Genomic DNA, 22,116 nt, shown 5'->3' on the forward strand with positions numbered 1-22,116 from the left:
TCAACGCCGCTTGCCGCCGCCATAGATGGCGTCGAACACGCCGCCATCCGCAAAGAACCGCTTTTGCGCGGCGCCCCAACCGCCGAAGTCCTGGATCGTCACCATATCCAGCTTGGGGAAGGTTGCTGCATGGCGGGCCATTACCGCTTGATCGCGCGGGCGATAGAAATTCCGTGCGACGATCTCCTGCCCCTCGGGCGTGTAGAGGAAGTTCAGATATTCGGTGGCGGCCCGCTCGGTACCATGCGCCTTGGCATTGGCGTCGACGACGGCGACCGGCGGCTCGGCCAAGACCGAGATGGATGGTACGACAATGTCGAACTTGCCCGCGCCCAATTCCTTCTCGGACAGCAAAGCCTCATTCTCCCAGGCGATCAGCACATCGCCCAGGCCGCGCTCGACAAAAGTCGTCGTCGCCCCGCGGGCGCCGGAGTCCAGCACCGGCACATGCGAATAGAGGTTGGCGACATATTTCTGCGCCGCGGCGTCCGAGCCGCCCGCCTTCTTGCCATAGGCCCAGGCCGCCAGGAAATTCCACCGCGCGCCGCCGCTGGTCTTGGGGCTGGGGGTGATGACCTGCACGCCCGGCTTCACCAGATCGGGCCAGTCACGAATGCCCTTCGGATTGCCCTTGCGCACCAGGAACACGATCGTCGAGGTATAGGGCGCGCTATTGTCGGGCAACCGGCTCTGCCAATTGGCCGGAAGCAGCTTGGCTCGCTCCGCCATGGCGTCGATGTCATAGCCCAGCGCGAGCGTCACCACATCCGCCGACAAACCATCGATCACCGAGCGGGATTGCTTGCCCGATCCGCCATGGCTCATCCGGAACGAGACGGTCTGGCCGGTCTTGTCCTTCCACCGCTTGGCGAAGGCGGCGTTGACGTCCTTATACAGTTCGCGCGTCGGGTCATAGCTGACGTTCAGCAGCTCGACCGAGCCTTTGCCGTTGCTGCCCCCGCCCGAGCAGGCGGACAGGCCGATCGTCCCGATCATCAACGCGGCCATCACGGCCGGAAATGGTGCTCGCATCTGGACCCGTCCCTTTCGTTACGGCGCGTAACCTATCTCGATCGCCCCGATAGGAAATGCCGTAAAGCTTGGGACGCACAAAGCCCTGCTTTTGCTCCCTTGACCCTGACAGAAGCCCGGTCTGGCTTTGCGCGACCTTGCATCGGCGACGGACAGGGACGATCTGCGGCCCATATTTTCCTCACCGAGTCGGAAAGGACACGCATGACCACCCCGCAGCTTGATGTAGCAAACGGCCTTTATATCGCGGGCGAATGGTTGGGCGCCGAGGGGCGCGAATCCCAGCCCGTATTGAATCCGGCGACCGGACAGTCGCTCGGCGAACTGCCGCTGGCGACCACCGCCGATATGGACCGCGCCCTCGAGGCGGCCGCGCGCGGGTTCGAGCATTGGCGAAAGACGGCCCCGCAGGAGCGCGCCGCCGTCCTCCACCGCACCGCTGCGCTGGTCCGTGAACGGGCCGAGGAACTCGCCCGCCTCGCCACGCTGGAGGAGGGCAAGCCGATCGTGGAGGCGCGCGGAGAGGTCGCCGCGACCGCCGCGTTGCTCGATTTCCACGCGGGGGAAGCGGTGCGCATCTACGGACGCGTGCTGCCGCGTCCCACCGGCACGCGCTCGCTGGTCCTGCACCAGCCGGTCGGCCCGGTCGCTGCCTTCTGCGCCTGGAATTTCCCGGTGATGAACCCGGTGCGCAAGATTTCGCCGGCCATCGCCGCTGGTTGCTCGGTGATCTTGAAGCCCAGTGAGGAAACCCCCGCCAGCGCGATCGCGATCATGCGCTGCTTCCAGGACGCGGGTCTGCCCGGAGACGTGGCCCAGCTGGTGTTCGGCGTGCCCGATGCGGTGTCGCGTCACCTGCTCGCTTCGCCGGTCACGCGCAAGCTCAGCTTCACCGGTTCGGTGCCGGTGGGCAAACACCTGCTTAAGCTCGCCGCCGACACGGTGATGAAGTCGACCATGGAACTCGGCGGCCATGGCCCGGTGCTGGTGTTCGACGATTGCGATCTCGACAAGACGCTCGACCTGCTCGTCACCCACAAGTTCCGCAATGCCGGTCAGGTCTGCGTCGCGCCCACCCGCTTCCATGTGCAGGAGGGCATTTACGAACGCTTCGCCCAGGGCTTTGCCGATCGCGCCGCCGCGCTGAAGATCGGGGATGGCCTGTCCTCGGACACGCAGATGGGGCCGATGGCCAACCCCCGCCGCCCCGAGGCGATCGGCGCGATGATCGAGGACGCGGTGCGCAACGGCGCGCGCAAGCTGACCGGCGGCGAGGCCAAGGGCGGTGAGGGCTTCTTCTTCTCACCCACCGTGCTGGCCGATGTGTCGCTCGACGCCAAGGCCATGAACGAGGAGCCGTTCGGCCCGATCGCGCTGATCCGCCCCTTCGCCACCACCGAGGACGCGATCGCCGAGGCGAACCGCCTGCCCTTCGGCCTGGGCGCCTATTGCTTCACCGAGAATGGCCGTCGCCAGAACCAGCTGGGCGACGAGATCGAGGCGGGCATGGTCGCGATCAACACCGTCCGCCTCAGCTGGGGCGATGCGCCCTTCGGCGGGGTCAAGGAAAGCGGCTATGGTTCGGAAGACGGCCCCGAAGGCATCGCCAACCATATGATCACCAAGGCGGTTCACATCGCCTGACGGGAAGATGGGGGTCAGGCCCGCGCGCGATAGGCCGCGCGGGCCGCCTCCACCTCGGGCTGATGCATGTCCGCCCAGCGGATCAGCGCGCGCATCGGCTCCAGGAACGACCGGCCGAGATCGGTGAGGCTATATTCCACCCGAGGCGGCACCTCGGGATAGACCGTCCGCTCGACGAAGCCGTCCTCTTCCAGCCGCCGCAGCGTCCGCGACAGCATCTGTTTCGACACATCGCCGATCCGCCGCAACAACACGTTGAACCGCAACGTCTCTGGCTCCAGCGCGGCGAGGACAAGCAGACTCCACTGATCGCCGATCCGATCCAGCACCTCGCGGATCGGACAGCCGCCCTCGCCGGTCAGCGGCATGGTCAGACCCGTGTGACCTGGTCCCTCGAAAATGACGTCTTGTGGTGCGGCGGCGCTCTGCATAGCTCCACGGTCTACAAAGTGGACCATGGAAAGGAAAGACCATGAAGATCGCCCTGATCGGAGCCTCGGGCAATGCAGGCGCGCGCATCCTGAAGGAATTGTCGGATCGCGGCCATGCCGTGACCGCCATCGCGCGCGGCACGGACCGGATTGCCCCCCTGCCCGGCGTCACCCCGACGGCAGGCGATGTGAACGCGCCCGAAGCGCTGGCCGACACGCTGCGCGGGCATGATGTGGTCGTCAGTTCGGTCCATTTCTCGGTCACCGACGCGGCCCAGCTGATCGACACGGTCCGGGCCTCGGGGGTGCTGCGCTATCTGGTCGTGGGCGGCGCAGGCAGCCTGGAAGTCGCGCCCGGCCAACGGCTGATCGACCAGCCGGGCTTCCCCGAAGAATATAAGACGGAGGCCAGCGCGGGTGCGGCCTTCCTCGACCGGCTGCGCGAGGCGCACGATCTGGAATGGACCTTCCTGTCTCCCTCCGCGATGTTCGTCTCCGGCGAGCGGACCGGTCAGTTTCGGCTCGGCACCGACACGCTCCTGTCGAACGAGCAGGGCAGCAGCATCTCGTTCGAGGACTATGCCATTGCGCTGGTCGATGAGATCGAACAGCCGCGCCATGTCCGTCAGCGCTTCACCGTCGGCTATTGAGACTAAAGCGGGTCGGGATCCGAGGTGCGGGTCCCGACCGCAAGAAAAATGTCAAAAACCCCCTTGGCAGGTCGGACATGCTCGGCTAACAGCGCGCCACCAGCCGGGGACACCGCTTCCCCGCCTTGCCGCAGACCGGCAATGGACGCATAGCTCAGTTGGTAGAGCAGCTGACTCTTAATCAGCGGGTCCTTGGTTCGAGCCCAAGTGCGTCCACCATTTCTTCGCATATCGCTTATTCCTATATAGCCAACTTTTCGGTCAATGGTGTCGTTTGGGCAGCTGATCGGGACGCATAGCTGCTTTTGAGAATAAGCGCGCTTTGGCAGCACAAAAGCTGCAACAGCCTGTGCATTGCTCCCCCCCAGCCGAAAATCACGAAAATCCATGGGGCGACCTATGCGTCGGACAGACGCCGACATCGCCCCCGGGTGTCTCGAGAAAAGGGAATGGAGATGGCAGAACCATCTTCCGCCGGGAGGAACCTCGAATCCCGATATTGGCCCTTGCCGAAAGGCCAATATGCTGGCGATGCCCTCCTCCACGTGATCCTGAAGGAGGGCACCGGCCATCAGTAAAAGCTCGACTATCCGTTGGTTCGGCTGGCCCCCTGCCCCGAAGGCGGCACCGGCGGGGTTGACGACTTCGCATCGCTCACCGCTTCGTCATACCAGCGCGACAGGTCGGCCTTCATGCTTCGCAACGCCTCGGGGTTGAGGTAGGTCATGTGTCCGGCCGGATAGTAAGTGAAGCGCAAATTCGCCTGCTGCGCGGGTTCCAGCATCATGTGACCCAGGTCGTTCTCGGTGCCGAAGAACGGCGTCGCCATGTCGTAATAGCCGTTCATCGACAGCACTTTGAGATATGGATTGGCCCGCATCGCGGCGCCTAGGTCGATCGCGGTGTTGGGGTTGTTCTGCGACCCATCGGGCGCCTTGTGCTTCCAGTTCCAGGTCCATCCCGCCGCATCGCGCGCCGACAAGCGATAGGGCAGTTCCGTCTTATAGCCGAGCGTCGATTGCAGATAGTCCTGGAAGGACGCGATGTAGGCCCCCGAAATCGCGTCGGACGACGCATCCGTCTCGGGCCGTTCGCCGGCGGCGTCGGTGTCGATACCCAGATAGCGCGAATCGAAACGACCCACCGTCCGCGCCTGCCCGCGCAGCAGTTCCTTTTGGAAACGCGGCAGGTCGATGCGCAGATTGGCGCGTTTGATGAAGTCGGGCGACAGACCGATCAGGCGGCTCATCTGGTCGGCGATCTGATCGCGCTCCTGGGGCGAGATGCTCTGCCCCTTGGCCAGCGCCGACATATACGGGCCGACGGCGAACGCCCGTGCCTGCGCCACCACCGTCGCGACATCGGCGGGGCGGTCGGTCAGGCGGTTGTGATACCAGGCGGTCGCGGCATAGCTGGGCAGGTAATTCAGATAGACCTGATCCAACCCCGGCTGGCGATAGCCGTAATTCATGATCGAGCTGAGCAGCACGACGCCGTTCAGCGCCATGCCCCGCTCCTGCAACTGATAGGCCAGCGCGCCCGAGCGCAGCGTGCCATAGCTTTCGCCAAGCAGGAATTTCGGGCTCATCCAGCGGCCATATTTGGTGACGTAGCGCTGGATCGCCCCCGAAAAGACATCGACATCCTCGTCCACGCCGTAAAATTGCGCAGGCTTCATGTCACCCAGCGGCCGCGAATAGCCGGTTCCGATCGCATCGAGGAATACGAGGTCGGTCTTGTCGAGCAGCGAGTCCGGGTTCGGCCCGACATCATAAGGCGCAGGGCGAACAAACTCGGGGCTTGTTGTGCGGATACGGATCGGCGCAAACGAGCCCATACGCAGCCAGAAGGAGGGTGATCCCGGCCCGCCATTATAGAGGAACGTCACCGGCCGCTTGGTGCCGGGCTTGGTCTCGTCGAGCGTATAGGCCGTGTAGAACATCGAGGCGGTCGGCTTACCCTCGATGTCGCGCACGGTCAGCGTGCCGGCTGACGCGACATAGGGATAGGCGCGGCCATTGATCGTCACGCTGTCGCGGTGGCGGACTTCTGTCTCTTCCAGCGGCGCGCGCGCCCAGGCGGCCTCCGCCTCGGCCTTGGCGGCTTCGTGATGCGGAGCCTTTTTCTCCCCTTCCTCCTGCGCGGCGAGCGGCGCGGTCATGGCGGTGGCGGCGAGGAGGAGAGCGAGGCTGTTGCGGATCACGAAGGGCTCACGAAATGGGTGACGGAGCCATCATGGTTCCCGCGTTTTTCATGCGAAGGCAAGCGGTTCGATAGAGCGCGGCCTAGCCCCTCCACCATTGCTGGCGCAATGCCCCCCCATCTCCAATGGAGAGGGGGTGGCGGAGGGGGCGAAGTCCGAACCGTCAGCGCGCCAGCCAGGTCTGGACAGCAGGCTTCAGCCGATCGGCCACCGCCTTGCGCACCGCAATCTGCGAGATCGACCGCTTGGCGCCGCCGCGCGAGCCCTCGGGCAGATTGGCGTTGGCCCAGGCCTCGATCTTGCCGGGCATGGCGGGATCGTTCGATCCTGCGCCCAGCCCGACGATGAAGGTCGCGCGGTTGCTTTCCTCCAGGAAGCTGTCGACCAGCGGCTTGTTCGCCACCGCCCAGTCGAACGCCATGTCGGGATGCGCACCCGCGATCGAGCGGAGCAGCGACGCGCGCTGCGGCGGAGTGAAGGTGTTGTCCTTCAACACGCTCAACGCCCGGTGCGCGGCATTCTCGTCCTCGGCATAACCGAGCAGCGAGACATAGCGGTTCTTCACCACCGGATTGCGCTCGGCCTTGGCCAGCTCGTACAGGCGGTCCCACTCGGCGGACGTCGCCTGCTTGGCATAGGTCGCCAGGATAGGCTGGCGGATGGCACCCGGAATGGCGTTCGGGTTTTTCGCCAGCGCAGAGACATAGCCACGCGCACGCGCCGCGACCATCGCATCGCCGCTGGTGCCCAGTTGCCCGATCAGCGTCTCACGCAGGTTGGAGACGAGCGCGCCGTCCTCGGGCTTGGGCTCGAACCCGATCCGCGCCAGCACCGGCGACAGGATCGCCGCCGTCCGCGCGCGCAGCGGCTTTTCGAGCGGCGTACCCTCATAAAGCCCATTCAGCCGTGCCAGCTCCCCCGCAACGGTTTCCCATTCCAGCGGATCAGCCTCGGGATGGACCTGCGCCATCAGCTCGAACCACCGGCTCAAATTCTGATAGCCGCCCGCCGCCAGCGCATAGTCATCGCCCAGCGTCCCCAGCCGGTCGTTCAGCGCCAGCTTGGCATAGTCGCGCACGATCGCGGCATGGCCCGCCTCGTCATACATGACGCGGGTATAGGAGCCCTTGCCCTGGTTAAGGACCAGCGTGCCGCAGCCGCCCACCGTTACCGGAGCAGGCGTCGCACCGGTGACGATCGCCGTCGTCTCGGCCCCGCCGATCGTCGCGACGCGGATCGGCACATGCCAGGTCTGCGGAGCCTTCGACGCTTCATCCAGTCCGAAGCGGCCCTGGGTCAGCGTCGCGACCGTCTTTCCGCCCTCACACCGCGCGCCCTGCACCGTGATGAGCGGAACGCCGCCCTGCAGGGTGAAGTCGTGCGCGATCGTCGCGACATTGGTGCCCGACGCCTTGGACAGCTCTTCCCAAAGCTGGTCTGTCACGGTGTTCTGATATTTATACTTCGCCATATAGGCGCGGATGCCCTTGCGGAACGTATCGGCACCCAGCGTCGATTCGAGCATTCCGATGACCGCCTGCCCCTTCAGGTAGGTGATGCCGTCGAACGCCTCGCCGATCTGATCGACCGTCTCGACCTTGCGGATGATCGGGTGGGTGGCGCTGGTCGCGTCGATGCCCATCGCCGATTCGCGCTCACCCGCGACGCTGGCGGCCGCCGCTTCCCAGCTGGGGTTCAGGTCGTTGCTGGCCTTGCCCTCCATCCACGAGGCGAAGCCCTCGTTCAGCCAGAGGTCGTCCCACCAGCGCGGCGTGACGAGGTCGCCGAACCACTGGTGGGCCATTTCATGCGCGACGACCGTGTGGATGCGCTGGCGGTTGCTCTCCGACATGACCTGCGGATTGAAAAGCAGCTCGTTCTCGAAATAGAAGATCGCGCCCCAATTCTCCATCGCGCCAAAGAATTGGCTGGAGCCCGGCCCCGCGATCATGTCCATCTTGGGCAGCGGATAAGGCGTGCCGAAATAGTCGTTATAATAGCTCAGCAGCTTGGTCGCCGCGCCCAGCGCATAGTCGCCCTGGTCGACCACGCCCTTGCGGCTGACCACGCCGATCTGGACCCCGTTTGCGTCCACCGTCTTGCGATCCAGATTGCCCGAGCCGAGGAACAGCAGATAGCTGGACATGACGGGGGTTTCGCCGAAGCGATAGAGCTGGCTGCCATCGGCCTGGGTCGTGACCGCCTCGGCGGGCATGTTGCTGATCGCGCGCTGGCCTTTGGGCGCGGTCGCGGTCAGGCGGAACTTGGCCTTGAAGGCAGGTTCATCCCACATCGGCGCGAAGCGGCGCGCGTCGGGGGCCTCGAACTGGGTCGCCAGCATCCGGTCGGCCGAGCCGTCCGCATTGGTATAGTCGATCGCGAACAGGCCATTGGCCGAACGGTTGATCGTGCCGGTCCAGGCGAAACCGACCTTGTGCCGCCCGACGCTCGCTGCCTGCGGCAGGGTCAGCGTCAGGGTCTGCGCAGTCTTATCAGCCACGAAAGGCACCGGCTTTCCGTCGAAGGTCGCGCGCGTGACGGTCAGCTCGGCGGCGTTCAGCACGATCGTCGCGGTCGCCTGTTTCACATCGACATCGACCGTTTCCTCGCCCGAGAAGGTCAAGGCCTTCGCGTCCGGGCGTACGGTGATGTCGTAAAGGACCGGCGCGACGGTCTGAGGCAACTGGCCCGCCGCCAGCGCCGGAGTGGAAACAGTCAGGGCCAACAGGACCGAAAGGGCGGACTTCATCGCAATCAGGGCCTTTCAACAGGGAATGCACAAATCTCTAAGCCCTGTGCGGCGCAAAGCAAATGACGGTCATGTAATAATGTTGCACGGGCCTTTCGGGTGCTGGACAGGCTTTACCTTTACGTTATCGTCAAGCCATGAGCCTGCCCCCTGCCCTGAGTCGCCTGAGCTTGCCCGTCATCGGGTCGCCGCTGTTCATCATCTCCAATCCCGACCTCGTCATCGCCCAGTGCAAGGCGGGGATCGTGGGATCCTTCCCGGCGCTGAACGCGCGACCCGCCAGCCTGCTCGACGAATGGCTGCACCGGATCACCGAGGAACTGGCGGCGCACGACCGGGCGCATCCCGATCGCCCGGCCGCGCCCTTTGCGGTCAACCAGATCGTCCATCGCTCCAATGACCGGCTCGAGGCGGATCTGACGGTCTGTGCCAAGTGGAAGGTGCCGATCGTCATCACCTCGCTGGGCGCGCGCGAGGATGTGAATGCGGGCGTCCATCGCTGGGGCGGGATCACGTTGCATGACGTGATCGACGACCGTTTCGCGCGGAAGGCGGTCAAAAAGGGCGCGGACGGATTGATCGCGGTTGCGACGGGCGCCGGCGGTCATGCAGGGCGGCTGTCGCCCTTCGCGCTGGTACAGGAAATTCGCGCCTGGTTCGACGGGCCACTGGCGCTGGCCGGCGCGATCGCGACGGGCGATGCGATCCTGGCGGCACAGGCCATGGGAGCGGACTTCGCCTATATCGGCTCTCCCTTCATCGCCACGCTCGAGGCCAATGCGGCGCAAGCCTATAAGCAGGCAGTGGTCGATGGCGGGGCCAGCGACATCATCTATTCCAGTCTGTTCACCGGCGTGCATGGCAATTATCTGCGCGCCTCGATCGTGGCGGCGGGGCTGGACCCCGATCGCCTGCCCGAAGGTGACGTGACGAAGATGAACTTCGGCAGCGGTCAGGCGGCCAAGGCCTGGCGGGACATCTGGGGCGCGGGACAAGGCATCGGCGCCATCGACCAAATCGTCCCCGCCGCCGAACGGATCGCGACCCTGAGGCGGCAATATGACAAGGCACGTCAAAGGCTGTCGCTTTCCGCTTAAGCCTTTGCTGCAAAGGCAGGTGTCAGGGCCATGCCTTGGGCCAAGACGCTGCGCCCCGCGGGTGAGCGCGACCGGCGCATCCTTTGCGGGGTTAAGCCAAACCCTGCCCCATAGGGGGGCCATTTTTCGCCCCCCAGAAAGCCCGCCCCAACCGCGCCTGCAACGCCTGCACGGGGCTGGTCGCGGGCGGGAGCATGTCGGCCAGCGCGTCGAGCCGCTCGACCCGGCGATGCAGGTCCAGGCTCGCCCGGGTCAGCCTCTGCGCCTGTACGGGCAGCGTGGCGAGTTGGGCTTCTTCGGTGTCGGGCGAAGAACCGAGCCGCCGCACCGGCTCGCGCGCCTCGGTCCAATCCATCTCCCCCGCCTCGACTGCGCGCTGGGTCAGGACCCAGGCGATCACGTGCATCAGTCGGGTCGTAACCTTCAGCGACTCGCAGGAAAAGACGACCCGCACGACCGGCCCCAGCGCATCGCGCTCGTCCCGGCCGATCCCATCGAAATAGCCCCGCGCCGCCTCGGCCAGAGCCATGGCCTCGGCATAAAGGCTGTCGGTCAGCTTGGCGTGAAACGGGGATTCGAGCGCTACATGGGCCATGGATGATGGCTGGCATGTCATCCACGCAAGGAGCAAGACGGCGCGTCATGCCGCCTGTCCCGATACGAAGCGGTCAGGCAATGATGTCGGGAATTAGCCGGTCTTCCAGTTCGGCAAGCTCGTCGCGAAGACGCAATTTACGCTTTTTGAGTCGCGCGATCTGCAACTGATCGGGGGTCGAGGACTGCAACAGCGCGGCGATCGCGTCGTCCAGGTCGCGATGCTCCGTTCGCAACATGTCGATCCGCGCGCGTGCCAGCGTGACGTCCATCCTGCTCCCCTTCAGCGGACCGGCGCGGAGAAAGCCCGGCGCCGCCCCCGCCCCTGTAGCAAGCCGGGACGCGCGCGGCGAGGGGTGGCAACACGTCATCGCGCCAAATGGCTCATCCGGTCGATTCCGGGAAAAATGGATGAGGACAGACCGTGATTTTGGTGTTTTAATCACTCCCCCAATGCAACGACAGGAGGTTGAAGCCCATGCATACGGCGCATCAAACGGCCCTGGAGACCAAGCACGCCACGCTCGATCGGCGAATCAGTGCCGAATCGCAGCGCCCCGTGCCCGACGCGCTGATCCTTGCGGATTTGAAAAAGCAGAAGCTCAAACTGAAGGAAGAGATGCAAGGCCTATAGCCTTGACGCGGCCGCGCGGGTCCCTCGACCCGCCGCGGCCTTTGTCACGGGGCACATGCCCCATATCAAGCGGCAGGAATCAGAACTTTGGGTCGCTGCAATCCCCTACGCCCTTATCGGGTCAGTGGTGGAACGGCCGCGTTTTCAGGCCTGTGACAGGCTTGGCATATTCCGGCGTAGAGGTACCGCCGCCGACCGGCTTGCGAACCAGCGTCGGATCGATCTGGCGGTCGAAAGCCACGCCAACCCGCCCTTGGGTACACCAGGCGATCCGCCCGGAAATCAGCCCGATCCCGCGCAGGTCTAGCGAAACGGGCGTTCCGATCTCTACCGAAACAGGCAGTTCGGCCATCAACCCGCCTTCGGAAATGTTGCGGACACGCACCTCGCGGGGCGCGACTTCGCCGCCCAGGGTCATATGCGCCATCAGCAAAAGGCTGTCGCGCCGTCCAGTCCGGTCGCTGCGTTCCACTTCGTCTTCGGCCATTTCAGATCCATTCGCGGGTACGCAGTTCGTCGCATCGATTACGACGTCCTGCGCCCGTCATTTCTCAGCGCGATCATGCGATACGCCCGACCGCGTTGCCAATCAATTTATGGCAGCGGGATCCGCCCACCTGTTAGCAAATGGGGCAAGCCTTGCGCGTTCGAACGGATACCCGGCCGATTGCCCCCGGCCGGAGGCAATGACGTTCAGTGCAACCAGCGACCGGGCCTATATCATCAGTCGTCGCGCGAAACCTTTTCATTGCGCTCATGTCGTTCCTGCGCCTCGACCGTCATCGTCGCGATGGGGCGCGCTTCCAGCCGACCAAGGCTGATCGGTTCGCCGGTAACCTCGCAATAGCCATATTCGCCTTCCTCGATCCGGCGCAGCGCCGCGTCAATCTTGGAGATCAGCTTGCGTTGGCGATCGCGGGTCCGAAGTTCGATTGACCAGTCGGTCTCGCTCGAAGCGCGATCGGTCAGGTCGGGTTCGCGCAGCGAGTCGACCTGAAGCTGGGACAGCGTGCCCTGCGCTTCACGCTGGATCGCCTCCTTCCACTCGATCAGCTTGCGGCGGAAATAGGCCTGCTGCTTCAGGTTCATGAAAGGCTCGTCCGGTGAAGGACGATAATTCTCATCGATATCGTTGGCCGCATCCGGCCCAGTGGATTCCGTCACGCGATTAAACACCGTCGCCATACCACTCTCCCAAAGGGCCCGTCGGTGCGAGGTTCGGCACCGTGTCCTCGGGGCCGCCCCCTGATGGTCGAGAGCGCCTATAATCGGTGCCACTGTTTGCCGCAAGCGACCGGCGTTTCATCGTATTGCCAATTTCTATAATAAAGTTGCGATGTTAACTGGATATGGACGAATTGGCGCCTCGATAGCCAATTTCCACACCCGATCGTCGAATTACTGCCCGTCGCAAACCCGTCGGTGACGCCCGAAAGCAAGCCGTCCCGGCTCCGTGAATCCCAAAGCTAGACGCGGACGGCGAGTTTTGGTTTGACCTTAAGGCTTTGTTGGTCACTGTGATGACAGAAACGTCCATGCTGCCATCAATCGGCGGCTGGGCGGCGTTGCCGGAACCATCACCCGGCTCGAGCCTTGGTCCGGACTCCATAGCGTTTTGGGTTCCGACCGTTTGAGGATGTGACGATGTCTGTGCGAATGGCCTTGGCAAAGCTGACGGCATGTGCCGCAGGGGGTGCGGTGATCGGCGGCGGGGCGGTGCACATGGTCGACCGCGCCGAGCGTCCGGCCCTGGTCAAGCAGACCAAGGTCAAGAAGCGCATCGTCCATCACCGTCCTCCGCCAAAGCGGCGGATCGTCAAACGCACCACGACGACGACCACCACGACGCCTCCCCCCACCATCGTCACCGTCACGACCCAGGATCCGCCGGTTCCGATCCCCCTGCCCGCCAGCGCGCCTTCCATGGCGTCGGGCGGCGGCTATGCACCCGCCGTGATCGGCGGCTGGGGCGGCGGCCTTGGCGGTGGTTGGGGTGGTGGCTTTGGCGGCGGCTTCGGCTTCGGCGGGGGCGGCGGATCGAGCGGCAGCATCGTGATCTCATCGACCAGCAGCGGCGGGTCGACCTCCACCTCGTCCGCTTCGGGAGGTTCGGGCGGCTCGGGCGGTTCCTCGACCTCGACCGGCGGGGTCAGCAGCACCTCGTCCAGCGGCAATGTGTCGAGCACGTCGTCCTCGGGCAATGTATCGAGCACCTCCTCGACCGGCGGCTCGTCAACCTCCTCGGGTAATGTCTCGTCGACATCGTCCACCGGCGGCTCTTCGACTTCCTCGGGTAACGTGTCGTCGACGTCCTCCACCGGGGGGTCTTCCACCTCATCGGGTAACATTTCGTCGACCAGCGCATCGTCAGGCAATGTCAGTTCGTCGAGTGCGTCCAGCGCGTCGTCGGCCTCCTCGGCGTCGTCGAGCGGCTATGCGTCGAGCAGCAGCGGCTGGTCGTCCAATGGCTCGTCGGCGTCCAGCGCATCGTCGGCGTCGAGCGCCTCGTCCGCATCATCGGCGAGCAGCGCCTCTTCGTCGGGTGGCGACACGCCGCCCCCGACGCCGGTGCCCGCCCCGCCGATGGTTCTTCTGTTCGGCAGCGCGGCTGCCGCCCTGGTCATTCGGCGGCGACTGGCCAGGCCGAAAACGGCCTGACCCGTCGCCGCCGGTGAAGGGCCTCAGGCCTTTTGCAACGCGGCCTCGATCTCAGGCACCGGATGCCCTGTCAGATCCTTGGCCAGTTCGCCGACCAGCCGATCCTCGACGGCCTTGTGATAATGTTTGCGCAGCTCCCCCAAAGTCTTGGGCGGAGCGACCACGATCAGCGACTCAAACTCGTTGGCCAGCGCGCGGCGCTTGAGCATCTCGGCGGTTTCGGCCGCGAAGCGGTCTTCTTCCTGCTGGTGATAATCGGTTTCGCCCATCGATCCCCGCGACGCCGCGAACTGGGCACCCTGGCCGCCGCCGCCAGCCTGATTCGATCCGCCCTGTGCGATGGGAGGTGCACCCGCGCCGCTCTGGGTGGATGAGGCAGCGCCCGCGCTGTCCGTCTTCTGGTCGCGGTCCGCCGGGTTGGGATGCTCGACAGCATGTTCGACGACCAGATTGGGATATTCGGCATCCCCTTCATTGCGGAAGAACAGGCTCTTGCGGCCATCGACGACCAGCACGAAACTGTTATGCGGCACCTGCATCGCGTTTCTCCTTGTCTGTGCAAAGGGGTAACGCAAGGGCTTCGCCACGGGTTGCGTGACGACGGAGCGAAGGCCATAGCCTCTCGCCCATGCACGACATTCGCCTGATCCGGGACGATCCCGCCGCCTTCGATGCCGCCCTCGCCAAGCGGGGCGCGGCCCCCCAGGCCGATACGCTGATCGCGATCGACGAGCGCCGCCGCGCGATCATCGCCGAGGCGCAGGAGGCGCAGACCCGCCGCAACGACCTGTCCAAGCAGATCGGCCAGGCGAAGGCGGCCAAGGACGAAGCACGCGCGCGGGAGTTGATGGACGAGGTGGCCGCGCTCAAGGCCAAGCTGCCCGAGCTGGAGGAACAGGAGCGTGCGATCGAGGTCGAACTGAACACCGCGCTCGCCGCCATCCCCAACCTGCCCGCCGCCGATGTGCCGCAGGGTGCGGATGAGAATGACAACATGCTGGTCCACCAGAAGGGCGAGCCGACCCAACTCGCCTTCGAGGCGCGCGAACATGACGTAATCGCGCCCGCACTCGGCATGGATTTCGAAACCGGTGTCGCGCTGGCCGGTACGCGGTTCACGCTGTTGCGTGGCTCCATGGCTCGACTATCGCGCGCGCTTGGGCAGTTCATGCTCGACCGCATGACCGAACAGAATGGCTTCGAACTGGTCCAGCCGCCGCTGCTGGTCCGCGACGAGGTGGCGTTCGGCACCGGTCAGTTGCCCAAATTCGCCGAGGACCTGTTCCGCACCACCGACGGGCGCTGGCTGATCCCGACCGCCGAGGTGTCGCTGACCAATATCGTGCGCGAGGCGATTTTGAGCGAGGCGGAGTTGCCGCTGCGCTTCACCGCCCTCACCCCTTGTTTCCGCTCGGAAGCGGGCGCGGCGGGCCGCGACACGCGCGGCCTGATCCGCCAGCATCAGTTCGACAAGGTCGAGATGGTGTCGATCACCACCCCGGACCAGTCGGATGCCGAGCATGAGCGGATGACCGCCTGCGCCGAGGGTGTGCTGGAGGCGCTGGGCCTGCCCTATCGCCGGATGCTGCTGTGCACCGGCGACATGGGCTTCTCAGCTGCGCGTACCTATGATCTGGAAGTCTGGCTGCCCGGACAGGCGCGCTATCGCGAGATTTCGTCCTGCTCGACCTGCACCGATTTCCAGGCGCGGCGGATGATGGCGCGTTATCGCCCGGCCGAGGGCAAGGGGACGCGCTTCGTCCATACGCTCAACGGCTCGGGGCTGGCGGTCGGGCGCACGCTGGTCGCGGTCATCGAGAATTACCAGCAGGCCGACGGCTCGGTCGTCGTGCCCAAGTTGCTGCGGCCCTATCTGGGCGGACAGGCGGTGCTGGAGCCGCGCTGATGCGCATCCTCCTCACCAATGACGACGGCTATCATGCGCCCGGGCTCGCCGCGCTGGAGCGGATCGCGGCGACGCTGTCCGACGATGTCTGGATCGTCGCGCCCGCCGAGGACCAGTCGGGGACCAGCCGCTCGCTGACCCTGACCCGGCCGATGCGGCTGCGGCAATTTGGCGAGCGGCGTTTCGCGGTAACGGGTACGCCGACCGATTCGGTGCTGATGGCGCTGGGCGAGGTGATGGCGGACCACAAGCCCGACCTGATCCTGTCCGGCGTCAATCGCGGCGCCAATCTCGGCGAGGATGTGTTCTATTCCGGCACAGTCTCGGCGGCAATGGAGGGCGCACTGGCGGGCATCCGCTCGATCGCGCTCAGCCAGCGCTATCCGGCCCATGGCGTGGGCGACCGTGTTTCCTTCGCAACGGCCGAGGCCTGGGGCGAGCGGGTATTGCGCCCGTTGCTCGATCTGGACTTCGCGCCGCGCACATTGGTCAATGTCAACTTCCCGCCGGTCGAGCCAGAAGCGGTGAAGGACATCCGCGTCGCGCGCCAGGGTCTGCGCGACTATGGCCGGGCGCGGTTCGAGCGGCGCAACGATCCGCGCGGCTATGACTATTACTGGCTTGCGCTAGGTCGCCTGCCGCACCGGCCGGGCGAGGACAGCGATCTCGACGCGGTGGCCGAGGACTGCATCGCCGTGACGCCGCTGCATCTCGACCTGACACATGAGGCATCGCTGGCTATGCTGCATAAAGCTTATCGCTGAACGGTCTGGGGGGACACGGGGTTGAAACGCAAGTCGGACGCCATCGGGCGCATTATCGGCGCAGGCCTGCTCCTGTCCGGGTGCATCCCCAATATGGAGCCCCCGATGCGCGCTGCCGAGCCGGTCGCGCCGCCGCCTGTTGCCCCCGTCTCGTCCACGCCGCAGCAGCCCGCCCCGGTCTTGCGGCCCGCTCCCGCAACGCCAGCGCCGCGCAGTAGCACGTCGCGCCCAGCAATCCGTCGATCGGTGCCCATTGGCGCTGCGCGAAACCCTGAGCGCGCGCCGACGACCCCGACCATAGCCCAGCGGCCGGTGCCGGCGGCCATGCCGACCGCGCCCGTGTCCTCGCTGCCCGCGCCGCGCCCCTCCTGGGAAGTTCGGCCCGTCACGCCCGATGCGCGCGAGATCACGGACAGCATCTATATCGTGAAGCCAGGCGACACGCTGCGCGGCGTGGCGGATCGCACCGGCGCCGGTTCGGAGGCGATCGCACGCGCCAATGCGCTGACCCCGCCCTTCCTGATCCGGGCGGGCCAGCGCCTGACCATTCCCGGCGGCCGCTATCACCTGGTCCGCTCGGGCGAGAGCGGCATCGCCATCGCGCGTGCCTATGGCGTCGCCTGGTCGCGTATCGTCGAGGTCAATGCGCTTAGCGAGCCCTATGTCCTGCGCGCCGGGCAGCGCATCCTGATCCCCGGCACCGCCGCTGGCGCCACGCCGCTCAGCACCGCCGCCGAGCGCGCCGCCGCCTTCACGCTCGACGTCGATGACATCCTGACCGGCGGCGAGCCCGCGCTCGCCAGCAACCAGGAACCCGCCAAGCCCAGCGCGACGCCGCGCCGCGTCCTGCCGCCGACCGCCGTGGTCGCGGCGCCCGCCCGGCTGCGCTCGGGCTTTGCCTGGCCGGTCGATGGCCGTGTCGTGAAACGCTTCGGCGCAGGCTCAAGCGGCGAGCGCAATGACGGGATCAAGGTCGCGGTGCCCGTCGGCACGCCGATCAAGGCGACGGCGGACGGCGTCGTCGCCTATGTCGGCGACGGCATCGCGGCGCTGGGCGGGCTGGTCATCGTCAAGCATGGCGATGGCTGGACCAGTGTGTACGGCCATGCCTCGAAGCTGATGGTCCAGCGCGGCCAGAGCGTAAAGCGCGGCCAGACGCTGGCACTCTCGGGGCAGACCGGTTTTGCGGACCGGCCCGAACTGCATTTCGAACTCCGCCGTGGCCGCACCCCGGTTGATCCGCTCACCCAGCTGCCCGGCCGCTAAAGCTGAACATCGCCTAACGGCCCGTTCAGGAATGGGAACGCCACGACCTGTCATAGGTTGAAAATCAGCTTGGGGCCGTTGCCCCTGGGAGTTGGCGTATGAAAAAGATGTTCCAGACTCTGGCCATGATCGGTCTTTCGGTGGCGAGCGTTGCGACGACGACGGCGCTGCCCCTGTCCTCGGCGCAGGCCCAATCCTGGCACGACGACGGCTATCGGCATGACCGCGACCGCCGCGACTGGCGGGATGACCGGCGCGATTGGCGGGGCGAGCGGCGGGGCTGGCGGGATGATCGCGGCTGGCGCGGCGACCGCTGGCGCGAACGGCGTCAGGCGCGCGTCGACCGGGCCTATGACCGGGCGCGCCGCACCCCCGGCTATGTCGACCCGCGTTCGCAGGGCGACTATACCAATTATACCGGCCCCGGCTCGGGTTATCGCCCCTGCAATTATGTCGAGCGCAACGGGCGCACCGTCTGCCGCTGACGCGCCGTTGCCTGTGGGGTGACGAATGCGGATCGGCGGTGTAACGGCCCATGATTATGGCATACACCTCCGATCTGCTTCGCACCCTGGATGAACGGGGTTACGTCCACCAGATGACCGATGCGGCCGCGCTCGACCGGCTGGCTGCATCGGGCGTGGTGCCCGGCTATATCGGCTTTGACCCAACCGCGCCGTCACTGCATGTCGGCAGCCTGGTGCAGATCATGCTCCTGCGCCGGATGCAGCAGACCGGGCACAAGCCGATCGTCCTGATGGGCGGCGGGACGGGCAAGATTGGCGACCCCAGCTTCAAGGACGAGGCGCGCAAGCTACTCGCCGAAGACGGGATCAAGGCCAATGTCGCCTCGATCAAGCGTATCTTCGAACGCTTCCTGACGTTCGGCGACGGTTCGACCGACGCGGTGATGGTCGACAATGCCGACTGGCTCGACAAGCTGGAGTACATCCCCTTCCTCCGCGAGGTAGGCCAGCATTTCTCGGTCAACCGGATGCTGTCGTTCGACTCCGTGAAGCTGCGACTTGATCGCGAGCAGTCGCTCAGCTTCCTCGAATTCAACTACATGATCCTCCAGGCCTATGATTTCCGCGAGCTGGCGCAGCGTCATGGCTGCCGGTTGCAGATGGGCGGGTCGGACCAATGGGGTAATATCGTCAACGGCATCGAACTGGCCCGCCGTATGGACGGGACCGAGGTGTTCGGCGTGACGACCCCGCTCATCACCACCGCCGACGGCGGCAAGATGGGCAAGACGATGGCGGGCGCGGTCTGGCTGCACGAGGACCAGTTGCCGCATTTCGATTACTGGCAGTTCTGGCGGAACACCGACGACCGCGATGTCGGACGTTTCCTGCGGCTGTTCACCGATCTGCCGCTGGACGAGATCGCGCGGTTGGAGGCGCTGGAAGGCGCCGAGATCAACGAGGCCAAGAAGATCCTCGCCAACGAAGCCACGGCCATGTGCCGCGGCCGCGCCGCGGCGGACGAGGCCTCCGAAACCGCCCGGCGGACTTTTGAGGAAGGCGCGGCGGGTGCGGCCCTGCCGAGCTTTGCGGTGGAAGGTGGCTCGATCACCATCGTCGACGCGTTGATCGGGCTGGGCTTCGCCAAGTCGAAGGGTGAGGCGCGGCGCCTGATCGCGGGCGGCGGCGCGCGAGTCGATGGCGAGAAGGTGTCAGACGAGAATGCCGTCATCGCGGTCGCCGGGGAGCCGGTGAAGGTGTCGTCGGGGAAGAAGAACCACGGCTTGCTGACGGCGGGGTGAGTCCCTTGGCCTTGGACTTCGTTCACGCCGAACCGAGGTTGGGGCTGATCCCTTTCCATAAGGGCTGTTCCCCGGTGAAGGCCGGGGTACGGCCCCGTCGAAGGTAAGGCCCCAGCCTCACCCCCGCCGCACCACCACCGCGCCAGCAATGACCAGCGCGACGCCGACGACCTTGCCCATCGTCACCGGCTCCACCCGTACCCCGAACAGGCCGAAGTGATCGACGATCAACGCCGCCACCAGCTGGCTGGCGATCGCGGCCGTCAGTGCGACCGAAATCCCCAAGCGCGGCGCGGCATAGGCCAGTACGGCCACGAACCCCGCGCCGTAAAACCCGCCGAGCCATGCCCAGCCCGGCGCGCTCTTCAACGCAGCCGGACTCGTCCGATCGATCGCGGCCCAGGCGACAGCCAGCACAATGGTCCCGATCAGGAACGAGGTCAGGGCCGCCAGTACCACCGATCCTGACGCCTTGGCGAGCGCGGCGTTGGTCGGCGGCTGGATGGCCAGACCCAGACCAGCGATCAGGACGAGGATGAGCGGAAAGATCGCAGCCATATCGGCGCTCCCAACGCTGGGAGCGTTACTTCGTTCAGCCTGAGCGCAGCAGCGCTACGCCAGCATCCCGCTCGAACAGATACAGTGCGGTCCGCGCGGCTTGCCCGCGGGGCGCTTCCAACCCGCCGTCGCGGTCGATCAGCAACCGCGCATCATCCTGCGCGCATTGCATCAAATCCGCCATGTTTTCGGGCGTGGCGAGCCGGAACGCCATCTCCCCCGATTGCCGCGTGCCGAGCAATTCCCCCGCCCCGCGCAGCCGCAGATCCTCTTCGGCGATGCGGAAGCCGTCATTGGTTTCCCTCATCAAGGCAAGGCGTGCGCGCGATGTCTCCGACAGGTGCGAGCCCCGCAGCAGCAGGCAGCGCGACAGCCCCCCGCCCCGTCCGACACGCCCCCGCAACTGGTGCAGCTGCGCCAGCCCGAAACGGTCGGCATGTTCGATCACGATCAGCGTGGCATTGGGTACGTCGACTCCCACCTCTATCACCGTCGTCGCGACCAGCACGCCCAGCCGCCCGCCCGCAAACGCCTCCATCACGGCGTCCTTCTCAGCGGGCTTCATCTTGCCGTGGACCAGGCCCACCCGCTCGCCGAACCGCGCACGAAGGCTTTCCGCCCGCATCTCGGCGGCGGCGAGGTCGGACTTTTCGCTCTCCTCGACCAGCGGACAAACCCAATAGGCCTGCCCGCCGTCGGACAGATGCCGCCCCAGCGCATTGACTACTTCGTCCAGCCGGTCCTCGGACACCACGCGCGTTTCGATCGGCTGGCGGCCGGGCGGCATCTCGTCCAACCGGCTGACGTCCATCTCGCCATAATTGGCCAGCGTCAGGGTGCGCGGGATCGGCGTGGCGGTCATCGCCAGCAGATGCGGCGGCGCCTTGCCCTTGGCGGACAGCATCATCCGCTGTGCCACGCCGAAGCGGTGCTGTTCGTCCACCACCACCAAAGCGAGATCGCGGTACGTCACGGTTTCCTGGAAGATCGCATGGGTGCCTACCAAAATGTCGATCTCCCCCGCCGCCAGGGCCATGAGGGTCGCCTCGCGCGCCTTGCCCTTGTCACGGCCGGTCAGCACCGCGATCTCGATCGGCAAGCCAGCAAGGACTTTACGCAACGTTTCATAATGCTGGCGCGCCAGGATTTCGGTCGGCGCCAGCATCGCCGCCTGTGCCCCCGCCTCGACCGCGATCAGCATCGCCATCGCCGCGACCAGCGTCTTGCCCGCACCGACATCGCCCTGGAGAAGCCGCAGCATCGGCGCGTCCTGCGCCAGATCGCCTTCGATCTCGCGCACCGTCCGGCTCTGCGCGCCGGTCAACGTATAGGGCAGCTTGAGCAGATCGCGCAGGCGCCCGTCACCGTTCAGCGCGCGTCCCCGCCGCTTGCGCGTGTCCGCGCGCACCAGGGTCATCGCCAACTGGTTGGCAAACACCTCGTCATAACCCAGCCGTTCGCGCGCCTTGGCGTCGGCCGGATCGGCATGGATACGGGCGAGCGCGTCTTTCCAGTCGGGCCAGCCGCGCTGCGCCTTCAGCCCCGGCTCAATCCATTCGGGCAGTTCGGGCGACCGCTCGACGGCCTGCGCCGCCAATGCACCCAGCCGCCGCGAGGTGATCCCTTCCGACAGCGGATAGATGGCCTCGCGCTCGCGGAAATCCTCGGTGCTGTCGCCCAGATCGGGGTGCACGATCTGCAAATCCTGACCGTACAAGTCGAGGCGGCCCGACACGATCTTGGTCTCGCCGATGGGCAGCAGCTTCTTCACCCAGCCCGAATTGCCGCCAAAATAGACCAGCGCCACGCTGTTGCCCGCCGCATCCTCGGCCCGTACGCGGGTCGGCCCGCGCGGGGACGACGAAGCGCGATGCTCCTTCACCGTCAGCGAAATAGCGATCACCCGACCCGCATCCGACACCATCAGCTCGTCGCGCGGGAAACGATCGATATGGCCGGTCGGCAAGTGGAACGCGACATCGACCACGCGTGCAATGCGCAGGCGCTCGAGCGGCTTGGCGAGGCCGGGTCCGACGCCTTTCAGCGACGTGACCTCGGCGAACAGCGGATTGAGGATATCGGGACGCATGACTAGATGGGTCTGTATAGCCTCTGCTTCGCACGCCGCCAGAGCGCGCGGAGCCTATTCTCGTCCGATCGGA

At 65.8% G+C, this 22,116-nt stretch carries 22 protein-coding genes and 1 tRNA gene; 10 read left to right on the plus strand and 13 right to left on the minus strand.

Features of this window, described 5'->3' with window-relative positions:
• Positions 1-1,032: a sulfate ABC transporter substrate-binding protein gene (locus tag GGR45_RS09015; protein WP_281394120.1), complete on the minus strand. Its 1,032-nt coding sequence runs from the start codon at positions 1,030-1,032 to the stop codon at positions 1-3.
• Between the two features lie 204 nt (positions 1,033-1,236).
• On the opposite strand from GGR45_RS09015, the gene GGR45_RS09020 reads away from it, so the two are divergent.
• The gene (locus tag GGR45_RS09020; RefSeq protein ID WP_175311332.1) at positions 1,237-2,676 is read left to right on the plus strand and encodes an NAD-dependent succinate-semialdehyde dehydrogenase; all 1,440 of its coding nucleotides are present in this window, start codon (positions 1,237-1,239) and stop codon (positions 2,674-2,676) included.
• 14 nt (positions 2,677-2,690) lie between these two features.
• Here the strand turns inward: GGR45_RS09020 and GGR45_RS09025 are convergent, their stop codons facing one another.
• Positions 2,691-3,044, minus strand: a complete 354-nt coding sequence (locus tag GGR45_RS09025) for a winged helix-turn-helix transcriptional regulator (protein ID WP_175311333.1) — start codon at positions 3,042-3,044, stop codon at positions 2,691-2,693.
• Between the two features lie 104 nt (positions 3,045-3,148).
• On the opposite strand from GGR45_RS09025, the gene GGR45_RS09030 reads away from it, so the two are divergent.
• Together GGR45_RS09030 and GGR45_RS09035 are read left to right on the plus strand one after the other, a co-directional pair.
• Positions 3,149-3,757, plus strand: coding sequence for an NAD(P)-dependent oxidoreductase (locus GGR45_RS09030; RefSeq protein ID WP_175311334.1), 609 nt, complete (start codon positions 3,149-3,151; stop codon positions 3,755-3,757).
• Positions 3,758-3,900: 143 nt separating this feature from the next.
• Positions 3,901-3,976 (plus strand) — tRNA-Lys (locus GGR45_RS09035).
• Positions 3,977-4,343: 367 nt separating this feature from the next.
• Here GGR45_RS09035 and GGR45_RS09040 read toward each other — a convergent pair.
• A complete protein-coding gene (locus GGR45_RS09040) occupies positions 4,344-5,918 on the minus strand; it encodes a S10 family peptidase (protein ID WP_217497957.1) in 1,575 nt (524 codons plus the stop codon).
• A 205-nt stretch (positions 5,919-6,123) separates the two neighbouring features.
• Positions 6,124-8,709 carry a M1 family metallopeptidase gene (locus tag GGR45_RS09045; protein WP_175311336.1) on the minus strand — a complete coding sequence of 862 codons (2,586 nt, stop codon included), beginning with the start codon at positions 8,707-8,709 and terminating at the stop codon, positions 6,124-6,126.
• Between the two features lie 137 nt (positions 8,710-8,846).
• Between GGR45_RS09045 and GGR45_RS09050 the strand changes: the two genes are divergently transcribed.
• The gene (locus tag GGR45_RS09050; RefSeq protein WP_175311337.1) at positions 8,847-9,806 is read left to right on the plus strand and encodes an NAD(P)H-dependent flavin oxidoreductase; all 960 of its coding nucleotides are present in this window, start codon (positions 8,847-8,849) and stop codon (positions 9,804-9,806) included.
• 91 nt (positions 9,807-9,897) lie between these two features.
• On the opposite strand, the gene GGR45_RS09055 is transcribed toward GGR45_RS09050, so the two are convergent.
• Both GGR45_RS09055 and GGR45_RS09060 read right to left on the minus strand, forming a co-directional pair.
• Positions 9,898-10,401, minus strand: coding sequence for a DUF1465 family protein (locus GGR45_RS09055; protein ID WP_175311338.1), 504 nt, complete (start codon positions 10,399-10,401; stop codon positions 9,898-9,900).
• A gap of 73 nt (positions 10,402-10,474) precedes the next feature.
• Complete coding sequence (locus GGR45_RS09060) at positions 10,475-10,672, minus strand: YdcH family protein (RefSeq protein WP_042482878.1); 198 nt, start codon at positions 10,670-10,672, stop codon at positions 10,475-10,477.
• Between the two features lie 206 nt (positions 10,673-10,878).
• Here GGR45_RS09060 and GGR45_RS09065 point away from each other — a divergent pair, with 206 nt between their 5' ends.
• Positions 10,879-11,034, plus strand: a complete 156-nt coding sequence (locus GGR45_RS09065) for a DUF465 domain-containing protein (RefSeq protein ID WP_175311339.1) — start codon at positions 10,879-10,881, stop codon at positions 11,032-11,034.
• A 121-nt stretch (positions 11,035-11,155) separates the two neighbouring features.
• Here the strand turns inward: GGR45_RS09065 and GGR45_RS09070 are convergent, their stop codons facing one another.
• From GGR45_RS09070 to GGR45_RS09095, 5 genes are all read right to left on the minus strand, one after another.
• Positions 11,156-11,521, minus strand: a complete 366-nt coding sequence (locus GGR45_RS09070) for a PilZ domain-containing protein (protein ID WP_175311340.1) — start codon at positions 11,519-11,521, stop codon at positions 11,156-11,158.
• 236 nt (positions 11,522-11,757) lie between these two features.
• Complete coding sequence (gene dksA / locus GGR45_RS09075; RefSeq protein WP_175311341.1) at positions 11,758-12,219, minus strand: RNA polymerase-binding protein DksA; 462 nt, start codon at positions 12,217-12,219, stop codon at positions 11,758-11,760.
• A 755-nt stretch (positions 12,220-12,974) separates the two neighbouring features.
• The gene (locus tag GGR45_RS09085; protein WP_175311342.1) at positions 12,975-13,409 is read right to left on the minus strand and encodes a hypothetical protein; all 435 of its coding nucleotides are present in this window, start codon (positions 13,407-13,409) and stop codon (positions 12,975-12,977) included.
• A gap of 57 nt (positions 13,410-13,466) precedes the next feature.
• Positions 13,467-13,658: a hypothetical protein gene (locus tag GGR45_RS09090; RefSeq protein WP_175311343.1), complete on the minus strand. Its 192-nt coding sequence runs from the start codon at positions 13,656-13,658 to the stop codon at positions 13,467-13,469.
• 57 nt (positions 13,659-13,715) lie between these two features.
• On the minus strand, positions 13,716-14,231 hold the full coding sequence (locus tag GGR45_RS09095; RefSeq protein WP_175311344.1) for a host attachment family protein: 516 nt from the start codon (positions 14,229-14,231) through the stop codon (positions 13,716-13,718).
• A gap of 89 nt (positions 14,232-14,320) precedes the next feature.
• Between GGR45_RS09095 and serS the strand changes: the two genes are divergently transcribed.
• The 5 genes from serS to tyrS all read left to right on the plus strand — a co-directional run bounded on the left by serS (position 14,321) and on the right by tyrS (position 19,396).
• Complete coding sequence (gene serS / locus GGR45_RS09100) at positions 14,321-15,598, plus strand: serine--tRNA ligase (protein WP_175311345.1); 1,278 nt, start codon at positions 14,321-14,323, stop codon at positions 15,596-15,598.
• A complete protein-coding gene (gene surE, locus GGR45_RS09105) occupies positions 15,598-16,362 on the plus strand; it encodes a 5'/3'-nucleotidase SurE (RefSeq protein WP_175311346.1) in 765 nt (254 codons plus the stop codon). The genes serS and surE overlap by 1 nt, the downstream gene beginning before the upstream one ends.
• 93 nt (positions 16,363-16,455) lie before the next feature.
• Complete coding sequence (locus GGR45_RS09110; protein WP_425505867.1) at positions 16,456-17,628, plus strand: peptidoglycan DD-metalloendopeptidase family protein; 1,173 nt, start codon at positions 16,456-16,458, stop codon at positions 17,626-17,628.
• 98 nt (positions 17,629-17,726) lie between these two features.
• Positions 17,727-18,113 (plus strand): hypothetical protein, encoded by a 387-nt coding sequence (locus GGR45_RS09115; RefSeq protein WP_183988969.1) that lies wholly within the window; start codon positions 17,727-17,729, stop codon positions 18,111-18,113.
• A gap of 56 nt (positions 18,114-18,169) precedes the next feature.
• On the plus strand, positions 18,170-19,396 hold the full coding sequence (tyrS, locus tag GGR45_RS09120) for a tyrosine--tRNA ligase (protein ID WP_217497946.1): 1,227 nt from the start codon (positions 18,170-18,172) through the stop codon (positions 19,394-19,396).
• Between the two features lie 117 nt (positions 19,397-19,513).
• Here the strand turns inward: tyrS and GGR45_RS09125 are convergent, their stop codons facing one another.
• Positions 19,514-19,954, minus strand: coding sequence for a DMT family transporter (locus GGR45_RS09125; RefSeq protein WP_175311349.1), 441 nt, complete (start codon positions 19,952-19,954; stop codon positions 19,514-19,516).
• A 34-nt stretch (positions 19,955-19,988) separates the two neighbouring features.
• Positions 19,989-22,043, minus strand: coding sequence for an ATP-dependent DNA helicase RecG (gene recG, locus GGR45_RS09130; RefSeq protein WP_175311350.1), 2,055 nt, complete (start codon positions 22,041-22,043; stop codon positions 19,989-19,991).
• Between the last annotated feature and the right edge of the window lie 73 nt (positions 22,044-22,116).

The sequence above is a fragment of the Sphingomonas zeae genome (genome assembly GCF_014197135.1).
GTDB classification, from domain to species: domain Bacteria; phylum Pseudomonadota; class Alphaproteobacteria; order Sphingomonadales; family Sphingomonadaceae; genus Sphingomonas; species Sphingomonas zeae.